Source organism: Pseudomonas sp. KH_021, from assembly GCF_057838865.1.
The window spans coordinates 3,669,439-3,680,347 of sequence record NZ_CM174477.1 but is presented as its reverse complement, the minus strand read 5'-3'; the positions used below and the strand labels follow the sequence as shown (position 1 = coordinate 3,680,347).

Genomic DNA, 10,909 nt, shown 5'->3' with positions numbered 1-10,909 from the left:
GAAAGGTGACTAAGCGTCACCCTCGAAAACGGATATGCTCCAGATTCAAGCACATTGGTTTTAGCAGCCCCGTGATCAGATGATCACGGGGCTTTTTTGTACGGTGAAACCAGGGTTGGCTCAAAGCGGCACAGTCAACTTCAGCCAATACGCCTGCCCATCGGTACGGTTACGCACACCGGATTCATCCTGCCATTTGGCGCTGAAAAACCAGCCATCCTTGCTGGCGTATTGCACCGCCGGCCCAATTGAGAACGAACTACCACGATTGCCATCAGTAGCATCAACCAAGCCCGCAGCCGCGCAATGGGAAGCACCGCACTGGTCATCACTCACCTGCTTATAGGCATGGCCACCAACGCCGAGTACCCAGCCATTACCCAAGCCCCAACCAAGGGTGTAGTCGGCATGAAGCTCGCGACCAGACTGGTAGTGAGTGTCCTGATTCTCGAAATTGTAATCGTACATCAGGCGCATATCAGCGTTGAAACCCTTGGGGTCCATGTAGGTCATGGCATACACCGCCTGTACGGTGTAGTAGTTATTGCCGAGGTTGACCAGGTCGTCCTTGTCGTACTCGCTGGCGGTGGGCAGTACGAAGTCGACACCCACAGCAGTATGAAACTTGTCACTGTGGTGGAAACCGACCACCGGGCCAAGGTGAGCATCGCCAATGCCGCGCTTGTGGTCGTGCGGGCCGTTCTTGATGTTCAGCCGCGCGTCATTGAGCGGTAGCAAAGCGTGAAAGCCCAGATTGCCCCCGAGCACTTGCTGTTCGGTGACCCAGACAAAACGTGGCACAAGGGTGGTGACGCGCAGGTCAATGTCGGCCACTTTATCGCCCGCGTTATCACGCACGGTATCGGCCAAATAGTTGCCGACGAATAACTGCCCGTAAGTACCCGGCGGAGGCAGAATGCCCATGCCGTAGATTTCGATGCCCATCGGCCAAGACGATATCCCGCCTTCGGTAGCCTGAGCCAGTGAAGCGCTGGTGGCCAGAATCAAGCCAGCGCTGAGCGCAAGAGGTGTGCGGTGGTTGAATGTCTGATGCATTAGAGTCCGTCCTTTTATTGTTGTTAACGAGGCGAAATTTTTAAATTCACGCAAGGACTGGATCAAATTTCGTGCCAAACTTTTTTTGTTTTTTTATGTTTTATTTCAATGATTTACGTGGCATCTGGATTGTTGTGCTGCTTGATTTAACGCGGGATGTCCGTTTTTGTTAAGAAAACTCTACTGGCTGCGGAAAATTCAAATGTAACGGTCATGATTCAGCGGGGAATTCGGCTATCCAGTGCCTGGCAATCTCTTCCCGCCGGCAGACCCACACCGAGTCGTGGCCTTGCACGTAATCGAGAAAGCGCGCCAGCGCCATCGCGCGCGCGGGATGACCGCTGATCCGGCCATGCAGGCCGACGCTCATCATCTTCGGATGTTGCGCGCCCTCTTGCCACAGCAGGTCGAAAGCATCCTTGAGCAGCCGGAAGAAGTCTTCCCCGCAAGAGAAACCGTTCGGCAGCAGATAGCGGGCGTCGTTGTTGACCAGCGTGTACGGGATCACCAGGTGTGCGGGCGAACCTGGGAGCCAATAGGGCAAGTCATCGTTGTAGGCGTCTGAGCTGTAGAGGAGCCCGCCGTCCTCGCGCAACAGGCGGCGGGTGTTTTGGCTGACCCTTCCTGTGTACCAACCTATGGGGCGCTTGCCGCAGATCCGCTCGATCACGTCGAGGGTCAGGCGGATATGGCGCCGCTCTTCGTCTTCAGGGATGTCGCGATAGTCCAGCCAACGGTAACCGTGCCCGGCGACCTCATGCCCGGCAGCGCAGAGCGCATGGCCGATCTGCGGATTGAGTTCCAGTGCCTGGCCGACGGCGAAGGCGGTCAAGGGCAGGCCACGGGCGCTGAACAGCTCCAGGATGCGCCACACGCCTGTGCGCGATCCGTATTCATACATGCCCTCGACGCTCAAGTCCCGTTCTCCCGTGCGAGGGGGGCGGCCCGGCAGCTCGTGGAGATAGGCCTCTGACTGGGCATCGCCATTGAGGATGCACGACTCCGCGCCCTCCTCGATGTTGAGCACAAACTGAACCGCGACGCGAGCCTCACCCGGCCATCGCGGAGGGGGTGGGCAACCGCCGTAACCGACCAGATCGCGCGCCGACATCAGCCCAGCTCGAAGGTCGTGACGCCGAACACACGTTCGTGCGCGAGCGCCGGAGGAGGGCCGAGATACATGCGCGCGCAGCCGAAGACCTCGATCATCTGATGCTGGTGCACGAGTTCCATCGCGGCGCAGTTGTTCTGTGGGGCGTCGAGGAACAGCGGGCCACCCGCGGCAAAGCCTGCCAGGTGCGAGTAGAGGGCATTGGCCGCCAGGGCGTCATCGGCGAACAAGGGGCCGATTTTGCAGCCTTCCCTGCAGCGTCGCACCACGCCAAATCCGCTCAACCTTCCTTCGCGCCGGCAACCCAGGGCGAGCGCATCGGGTTGGGCTATCCACCCTCTCAGGAAGGTCGGGCGCGAGGCGGGGAAGCAGGTGCGGTCGTAATCGAGCACCTGATCGAATGCAAAGGTAGCCAGCGGGACGATGTCTTGGCCGTCAACCAGTGAGGTTTCCGGACGTTCGGGGATCTCGGCACGAAAACGCATGTTGCGATGGGAGAAGACGAAGCCACCCTTGGCGTAGTAGTCCTGCATCGCGAAGACACCGTCCATGCCGATGCTCGCACCCGGGCGCAGGCGGGCGAGGAGTCGCTCGCGGCGGGCATGCCAGAGTGCATTGCCCAGGCCCTGCCCGCGATATTCGGGCCGAACGATGAAGAAACCCATGAAGCCGAATTCGCCGTTGTAGGACGTGATGGCGCCGCCGCCAATCAACTCGCCATCAAGGTCCGCCGCGATGAAAGCCTCAGGGTCCGTCACCCAGAACAGCTCGGCATCGTGAAGGCCGGGATTCCAACCCTCGCGTGCAGCCCAGGCGACGAGCTCGTCCAGCTCGGAGCGGGTCATGTTGCGTATTACCAGCTGATTTGACACCGCAATGTTCTCCTCAGTCGGGCACCTCAGGCATCGCGCAAGAGGTCATGGACATCGAGCAGCCTGTAGGCAATCTCCGGTCGCTTCTCCAACCCTCGGCGAATCGCTGCCGGGATCGACTGGCGGGTTTTACGACAGAGTCCGGGCAGTTCGTCGATGTGAATACCGATGCCGCGCATGGTGCGCACTTCGTTGTGGCCTGGGGCGATTTCCAGGCGGATGCCCAACTGCTCGAACATCCGCAGTTGCATATGCTCGAGGTCGGCCAGGCACTCGATACTTTCCAGCCGGTCGAGCAGGCGCTTTTCCTCCTGGCGCGTCAGGCGCAGGATGCGCAGATCGGCGCCGGGAGTGTCCAGCAGTCGCTCAAGCCCGCAGGTGCAGGCTCCGGGCGGGCAGGGTTGGCGGATCGGGAATGGGGGCTTCATGAACTCCGATCTGTTCGGCTGAGCAAGAGTCAGACGCCGTTTTGGTTGATGGCCACCTCAAAGCTTCTCTGGCATTGCAGAGGAGTGGTGGCTCGTAATCAACCACTGCGTTCCGTCCCACTTGTAGGTGTAAGTGTAGCGAGCTTTGACTTGAGCACCCGTAGTGCCAAAGTTGAACGTATAAAGCCCAGCATCAACCGCTGAGTTACAGCCAATCTCTATGGTTCTCGAGTCGATCCTGCCGGTGGGCTTGTTTGCCAGGAAGTGATGGAAGTAGTCCTCTTTTTCCGCCGCGGTTAATCGCGGTTTGTTCGACACGGTAGGCAGAAGGACCGAGCGTTCGGCATAGTTGGCGACAACCTGGTGTGGGTCACCGGTTTGCAGTGAGCGATTCCATCGGTCAAACAAGCCCGAGATTTCTTGCTCATTGGTTGCCTTGCATACTTCCGTGTGTGCAGTACCGGGCTCGAGCCCTGATGGGGCTGAGGCACAGCCTGCAAGAGCGACTGCAAAGGCAACTGACAGGACAGATAGGTTTCTCATCGGCGATCCTCGTGACGGTTAAAAACGCTGAGGGTCTAACGCTTCTTGTCATTTTGCAAGTCTGTGTTTTGCCTGAGTGTGGTCACTGCGCGTACGACATTGCTCGAGGAGAGCCACGACAAAGATGGCAAACCCGAACTGCCCGGTGAGTATAGGTGGCAAATCGAATGACGCTGCTGGCATGCCGGCAGCTTGTCCACTGTCCGCTATTGGCTGTGGATTCAACTGATCGACGCAACAGTCATCGATCCGTTGCAGCCAATCGCGACAGGCAGAAATCATCCAGCGGCTGCGATCATGAGCTTGATCCAGTCGGCGCGACTCGTTCAAAATCATCCATGCTGGGCGGTTGCAGGAGCTGAGTTACCGTAAATACAAAGCGCACTTCTGCCACAAGTCCGTCGATGTCTCCCTCACAGCGTGACGTCGACGTGCGCTGATCGTGCCGGGTATAGGGCAAGGCCCCGGAAGTGGGGGCGACCCATGTACTCGATCCCAACCCGCTACTTGCGTCACGGGTGGGTCCGCGTTTATCTGAACCATAGGCGCGGGTTGGCTGGCACTCGCAGTCACTGTCGCACGTTCTGGTACAACATCAACCTTGAGGTTTCATGCATTCCGCGGGTCAGCTGCACCAGGCGTTTGAACTCTTCAGGGTTTTGCCGAGCCACGTCGTCCATCGGCGTCAGTGAGGCCAGGTCGTGGAGAGTCGGCGAGCTGCCGTCGTGCTCCATCTGCACCATATAGTGTTGAGTAACGCCCGCAATTAACGGGAACGTGCCCTCACGTAATACCAACGGTACCACGCGTTCACCCTCGGGCGCTGGCTGCTGAATATCACGACCCATGCCGCTGTTGCGAAACTCAAGGCCGGCCATACCCGCCACGGTTGGCAGCAAGTCCACCAGGCCGACCGCTTCCTTGACGTTACGCGTCCCGAGCAAGCCAGGCGCGTGGATGATCATCGGCACCGCATTGCTTTCCAGACCTAGTTGCTCATAAGCCGGTGCCAGGAAAGGGATCTGGGCGATACGGGTGTTATGGTCGCCAAACAGCACGAAAATGGTGTTGTCGTAGTAGCCACCTTCCTTGGCAATTTCCATCAAGCGTCCGATGTTGAAGTCCAGCAAGCGCACTGCGTTGTACTGCTCGACACTGCGCGATCCTGCGGCCTGTACTTCTGCCAAGGTAGGGTGCTTGACCTCGAACCCATCATTGCTCTTGGGAATCGTGAAGGGACGATGGTTACCGGCAGTCTGTACATACGCAAAGAACGGTTTGTCCTTGGGCAGTGCTTGCAGGATCTTGTCGGTTTCCTTGAACAGATCCAGATCTGAAATCCCCCAGACATCCACCACCGGGGATTTCCAGTCCCGCTCTTCGAACAAACGAACTCCGTCGATGCTTTGCCGAATCAAGGCATTCATATTGGCCCAGCCGGAGTTGCCGCCGATGGTGTAGATTTTCTCATAACCGCTGAAGGCATTGATCACTGTGTGCTGTTTGGTGATCAGCGGATTACGCGTCGCGGTTTCCTGACGCGTTACGTCAGGCACCCCGGTAATGCTAGCCCAGACGGTTTTTGCGGTTCCCGTAACCGGAACATAGAAGTGTTCGAAAAACCAGCTCTGGCTGGCCAGGCGATCGAGATGGGGCGTCGGATTGATCGGGTTGCCGTAGGCCCCGACGGCGCTCGTACCCAGCGACTCAAGCATGACAAACATCACGTTCGGTGGCCGGGAGCCCGGTATTTTGTAGGATTGTGGCGTCTGGTTACGTACGAAGTTAAGGGTTTGTGGGTCGGGCTGGTCGACCCCCAGGTAGTTCGCCATCACGGCGTAGTGTTCGCGCACCTGCGCTTCGTCGTAGCGCGACTGGCCGACCTTGACCGTGTCGTAGAGGAAAATTACCGGGTTCAGGCCTAACGCGGCGATCTGGCTATTGCCCGAGAAGAACGCATCGCTCCAGCGCAACGGGACAGGGTTTTCAAGGTTCATGTTCTCGACACGGCCTAAAATACCTGACAGCACCACCACGACCATCAACGCGCCACCCCATGTGGCGGTGATCGGGTGAATGGGTTTGCGGCGGCGGTCCAGCGTCACGCGTTCCAGCCGCACCAGGGCCAAGGTCACCAGTGCGACCGTTGCCAGCCAACCCAGGGAAATCCAGATAACCGGGTAGGTTTGCCAGACCATATCGCGGGATATTTGTGCATCCTCGATGAAGCGCAGCACGGTGGCGTTGATCCTCACGCCCAGGTACGCGTAATGGCCAAAATCGATGATATAGATCAGCAGCAGGACGCTCAGGGTTGCTGACACATACACGCGTGCCATCCGGCGAAGCAGGCGGCTGCCGATAAGATTCCAACGAGGAATCCAGGCCAGCAGCGCCAACGGCAACATCACCAGGATGGCCAAGCGCAAATCGAAACGAAAGCCGATGCCTAAGGTTTCCAAGACGGCATTTTCGTCGATCAGGGCTCTGGCGTCGAAACCGGAAAAGCCGAAAAAGAACACCACCCGTAGCAGTGCAAACAACGCAAACGCAATCGCTGTTGCGCTTACCCAGTAATGCAAACGTCTCGATTGCAGCCAACCCATCCATGTTCCCCTGTCAAAAATGTCGTTAAGTCTCAAACGGATTTGGATACGTTTCGCACTGAGCCGCGCAGCTTGTTTAGCCAACCATACGTCCAGCGCGTGGCAAGCATCAGTAGTGTCGCGCAGCAATACAGACCCAGCAGCGGATCAACCAAGTAATCCCAATAGTTTTGCGAAGGCTTTATCCCGGCGATGAAGGCCAGGGTCGCGCTGGCCAGCATCACGACTGCCAGGCCGTTGCGCAGGTAAAACAGGCTTAACGTGAGCAGTGCGACGAAAATCAACATAGGGCGCGGGCTGTAGCCAAACCGATAAGGGTCCAGATAACTCAAACCCAGGGTTGCCGGATAGAGCATCAGGGCCATCGAGGCAAAGATGATCAATACGCTGGTTTTACCTTGCTGCGCAGGCGGCAAGAAACCCAGTCGACGTAAACAGCCCCACCCCATGAAGACCAGGGACGTGACCGCAAGGTCATCAATGTGGCTGCGCAAGTAAGCGGCCAGCGACAACCCGTCCAGCGGTATGAAGCTGGCTGCCAGCAAAGCGACCAACAGCGCGATACCCCTAACCCGGTTTAAACCAAAAGAAGGCAGCAGCAGGAAGATGATCATTGCGAAGCTGACATGGGCTTGCCACAGGTTAATCATTTGAGACGCTCGGACAGCCACGTATCATTGAAGGTGACGTGCTTGATGAAAGTGTTGTTCCAGGAATAAACCAAGTGATACATACCGTCGGGACTACGGATGAAGTACGGGTATTCATATTCAAACTTGCACCCTTGCTCAGTACATGTCCGGCTGTCGAGGTTGCTCAGGAACTGCGCCTCTAGCGGTTGGCGAAGCGCGCCACTGGAACTGCGGAACTCATTGCCAATGATTTCCTTGTAGGCCCGGGGTGGAAACGGATCGCCCTCTGGATCAGGTGATTTGTCCAGGTCCGGCAACGAGCGCCAATCGTCCATTTTTGCGTCGGTGTTATAAAGACTCAGCTTGAAGCGGCCCTCCCGCAGGTCATTGAGGGCCACCAGCAACCCATGTTCGGGAGTCGCAACGGCCGCCAATGAGGAATTCGGATTCGATGGTTCGAGCGGATAAGGTTCACTCCAGGTTTGTCCGGCATCATCAGTGCGGGTCGCCAGCACACGGTGGTGGGTGTTGCCGGCATAGCGCAACAAGGCGATGCCGCGCTGCCCATCCAGCGGAACTACCGTGGGTTGCAATGAATTATTGCCGCGGCTGATGCGGAATTTATCGATCACATCACCGTCTGCGCTCAGGTACAGGTACTCGGCAAACTTGCCCAGAAATTCGTGGTAGACCGGTAAACCGATGGAGCCGTCGGCATGAAACACCGGTGCCGACCGGACCAGGGTGCTGATATTCAGAAAGGGTGAAGTGATCAATTGGCGTGGCGCGGACCAATGGCGACCATAGTCGTCCGAGACCATCACATTGACCGCACTGCCGGCCCAGCCACCCATGGACACGGACACGTAGAACAACCAGAGGCGATTGTCCGGCGCGAGTGCAATGACCGGGTTGCCCAGTTTTCGAATGTATTTCCGAGTGCCCTGTTGAGTCGAATCCCGAGTCGCCAATACCTGTTCCGCACCCCACTCGCTGGTGCTCGCGTCGAAACGGGCAGAGCGCACCTGCACGTCGGCTGCGCCTTCGCGAGAGCCGGCGAACCAGACCGCCATCAGGTTACCGTCAGGCAAGGCTGTTACCGCCGAGGAATGCACGAAGTCCACCAGCCCAGATGAGGCGAAACGGCTGGTATAAATGGGCTTGGCCACTTGTTCAGCCACAGCCATCACCGGATTCATCAGGGCAAAGGAAGAATGCGTAGGAGCAGGGTGGGTGAACCATGCGCCCGCAAAAAGGCAAGAAAGGGCAAGGTAAGCACCGAAGGCAGGAAGGCTGGGTAGTTTGAAGCGCATAATTAAAGCTGAGCATCTCATGGCCCGATCAAGCGCAGTAACCTAACACTGTAAGTTACAAACTCGGTCTTTAACGAGCTCCTGTTTTGTAAGCAAATGTTCGCAGTGCGCTGACCGACCCAAAGCTGCAGCCGCGACTCCTTGTAACTCAATAGCTTGCAGCCTTCAGCAGGTGCCTGACCGTTAATCAAAAACTTGGTTTCGACGGTGACCTTCCTGAGCATAGGTATCTACACATCTTTTGCCGTACTGCTACGAATGTAGCCGCTGACGAGGTACGAGGCTGCGATCGGCAGCGAAGCGGCCGTAAACCTGAGACCGTAATCCATCAGGCACCCCGAAGGGCCTGAATTTACGACGGCTTCGCCGCCGATCGCAGCCTCGTACCTCGGCAGCGGCTACAAGAGCCGCGCTGCCCCAGAGTTGTGTAGATACCTATGCTTCCTGAGGTTCTGTCCGCTTTTGGCCGATTTTTGCCGGTCGCCACCGTCAGCTTTGGGTCGACTGCCGTTGGTCGTGACAGACTGAAGTCGACCCATAGCTGCCCGTGGCTCAGGCCGAAAATGGCCAAGAGAGGCGTCCTCGCCCTGACCTTGCAGCAGGCTGCACAGAGAAGCTCGATCGGGCGTTCCTGGCCTTCTTGAACTTTGTGTGGAATTTTGATCGCGGTTACCGCCCAGGAATCGAGGCAGTGCGCTTGGCGATAGGCCCGCAGATACCTGCGGTGCACTTGCGGGGAAGCCGGCAGATTGCTGCATTTATCGATAGCTTGCCCGCAACGCCTGAAAGCTGCCTTGAATAGATGAGCAGCAAGAGGTATCTAGCCTGTACGTGGTTACAGATTGAGCCTGCCTTCATCGCTGATAACGCTCGGACACTCTTGCAGAAAGTCTGTATCAGCCTTGGGCAATTCAGCCAGCGACAGCCAGCTAGTTCCGAATTGGAATGCAAGCTGCAAAGGCTCCTGCCCAGGCACACGGCTATCAGCCCTTGCGATTTCCTCCTCGTAGGATTAGGGTCTGGCGTTCTCCGTTGCCTGTTTCTGACCGGCAACATGCTGTCTTTCCTTCACGTCCTGTAGCAGCAATCACCTGTATGTCCAGAAAGCTATTACCCTCGATGGCGGGTCTCGAATGTTTCGAGTCCACAGCGCGGCACTTGAGTTTCACTCGCGCGGCCCAAGAACTTAACCTGACTCAAAGTGCGGTGAGCAAGCAGGTCGCCCAGCTTGAGCAGATGCTGCAACAGCGGCTGTTCCACCGTATCCGTAATAGCCTGAAGCTGACGCCTGCGGGCGGGTTGTACTTGGTCGAGGTAAATAAAATCCTCGCGCAAACGGACATTTCCAGCCGCTACATGGTGTCTTTTAGTGGAGAGACAGAGGTCCTGCGTATCGCCACTCAGCCCACGTTCGGCTCGCGTTGGCTGATTCCCCGATTGCCGGAGTTCGCTGAGCGCTTTCCCCATATTCGCTTGGACATACGAAACGAGCTTGAGCCTTTCGACCTCGTGCAGGCCAAGGCCGATATCGCGTTCTTCTACGGAGGCGGCTCCTGGCCTGGGGCGACCTGTGTTGAGCTTTTCGGTGAAACCGTTGTGCCGGTCTGTTCGCCGACATTTATTGAGCGGCATCCTATCGCCAGCGCTCAGGATCTCACCCACTGTATGTTGCTGCAGTGCACCTCACGGCCAGAGGCTTGGCACAATTGGTTCGATGCGCAACAGATCACCTCCAACAGCAGCTATCACGGCCCACAGTTCGACACCTTCGATATGTGCATTCGTGCGGCAATGACAGGCTTTGGCGTGGCACTGGTGCCAAGCTTCATGGTCGAAGTCGAATTAAGCCAAGGCACACTGCTGGTGCCCTGGCACTACTCAAGCCCCAGTCCCGGTGCGCATTACGTGGCTTATGCAGAGCATCACGACGATCTGCCCAAGATCAGAAGCTTCATAGACTGGGCCAAGGCCATTACTCAGTCGCAGTGACCCGTTCAAGCCTGCCGAAATTGTTTTTCGTCCCAGCCCCCCCTTTTTTGCGGGGGCGCCACCTTCCTTGATGAGACACACCCCGAAACCACAAAGACTTAAAGCCGAACCCCCAAGGCTCACAACGCCGATCCCACAGAAATGGCACGTTGCAACCAATGTGGGAGCCGGTTTTAGCCGGCGATGCGCCGCGCGGGCGGCGCTCGATTTAAGCAACAGCGCAAAACCCTAGGCAAGCGCCTGGAAGCCTTGATACGGCCTTCCTCCCTTCATTCTCAGGGTCAGCCCTTTCAAGGTCTTCGTTTAAACTCTCTCCCATCTACGGTCCAGGATGACGAAACGATGTGGGAAGAAGTCTT

At 57.4% G+C, this 10,909-nt stretch carries 9 protein-coding genes and 1 pseudogene; 2 read left to right on the top strand and 8 right to left on the bottom strand.

The window, feature by feature from the left end:
- Positions 1 to 120 precede the first annotated feature (120 nt).
- From AC3IX4_RS17000 to AC3IX4_RS16965, 8 genes are all read right to left on the bottom strand, one after another.
- The gene (locus AC3IX4_RS17000; RefSeq protein WP_489256579.1) at positions 121 to 1,056 is read right to left on the bottom strand and encodes a SphA family protein; all 936 of its coding nucleotides are present in this window, start codon (positions 1,054 to 1,056) and stop codon (positions 121 to 123) included.
- Between the two features lie 211 nt (positions 1,057 to 1,267).
- The gene (locus AC3IX4_RS16995; protein ID WP_489256578.1) at positions 1,268 to 2,167 is read right to left on the bottom strand and encodes a polysaccharide deacetylase family protein; all 900 of its coding nucleotides are present in this window, start codon (positions 2,165 to 2,167) and stop codon (positions 1,268 to 1,270) included.
- Positions 2,167 to 3,039, bottom strand: coding sequence for a GNAT family N-acetyltransferase (locus AC3IX4_RS16990; protein ID WP_489256577.1), 873 nt, complete (start codon positions 3,037 to 3,039; stop codon positions 2,167 to 2,169). Before AC3IX4_RS16990 ends, AC3IX4_RS16995 begins: the two co-directional genes overlap by 1 nt.
- A gap of 26 nt (positions 3,040 to 3,065) precedes the next feature.
- Positions 3,066 to 3,467, bottom strand: coding sequence for a hypothetical protein (locus AC3IX4_RS16985; RefSeq protein WP_489256576.1), 402 nt, complete (start codon positions 3,465 to 3,467; stop codon positions 3,066 to 3,068).
- A 57-nt stretch (positions 3,468 to 3,524) separates the two neighbouring features.
- Positions 3,525 to 4,010 (bottom strand): SgcJ/EcaC family oxidoreductase, encoded by a 486-nt coding sequence (locus AC3IX4_RS16980; protein WP_489256575.1) that lies wholly within the window; start codon positions 4,008 to 4,010, stop codon positions 3,525 to 3,527.
- A gap of 569 nt (positions 4,011 to 4,579) precedes the next feature.
- The gene (locus AC3IX4_RS16975) at positions 4,580 to 6,616 is read right to left on the bottom strand and encodes an LTA synthase family protein (RefSeq protein WP_489256574.1); all 2,037 of its coding nucleotides are present in this window, start codon (positions 6,614 to 6,616) and stop codon (positions 4,580 to 4,582) included.
- A 32-nt stretch (positions 6,617 to 6,648) separates the two neighbouring features.
- Positions 6,649 to 7,266: a hypothetical protein gene (locus AC3IX4_RS16970; RefSeq protein ID WP_489256573.1), complete on the bottom strand. Its 618-nt coding sequence runs from the start codon at positions 7,264 to 7,266 to the stop codon at positions 6,649 to 6,651.
- Positions 7,263 to 8,561, bottom strand: a complete 1,299-nt coding sequence (locus tag AC3IX4_RS16965; RefSeq protein ID WP_489256572.1) for a sialidase family protein — start codon at positions 8,559 to 8,561, stop codon at positions 7,263 to 7,265. The genes AC3IX4_RS16970 and AC3IX4_RS16965 overlap by 4 nt, the downstream gene beginning before the upstream one ends.
- A gap of 577 nt (positions 8,562 to 9,138) precedes the next feature.
- On the opposite strand from AC3IX4_RS16965, the pseudogene AC3IX4_RS16960 reads away from it, so the two are divergent.
- Together AC3IX4_RS16960 and AC3IX4_RS16955 are read left to right on the top strand one after the other, a co-directional pair.
- Positions 9,139 to 9,363, top strand: a pseudogene (locus AC3IX4_RS16960) (AAA family ATPase); the annotation flags it as partial.
- 293 nt (positions 9,364 to 9,656) lie between these two features.
- Complete coding sequence (locus tag AC3IX4_RS16955; protein WP_489256571.1) at positions 9,657 to 10,550, top strand: LysR family transcriptional regulator; 894 nt, start codon at positions 9,657 to 9,659, stop codon at positions 10,548 to 10,550.
- Positions 10,551 to 10,909 lie beyond the last annotated feature (359 nt).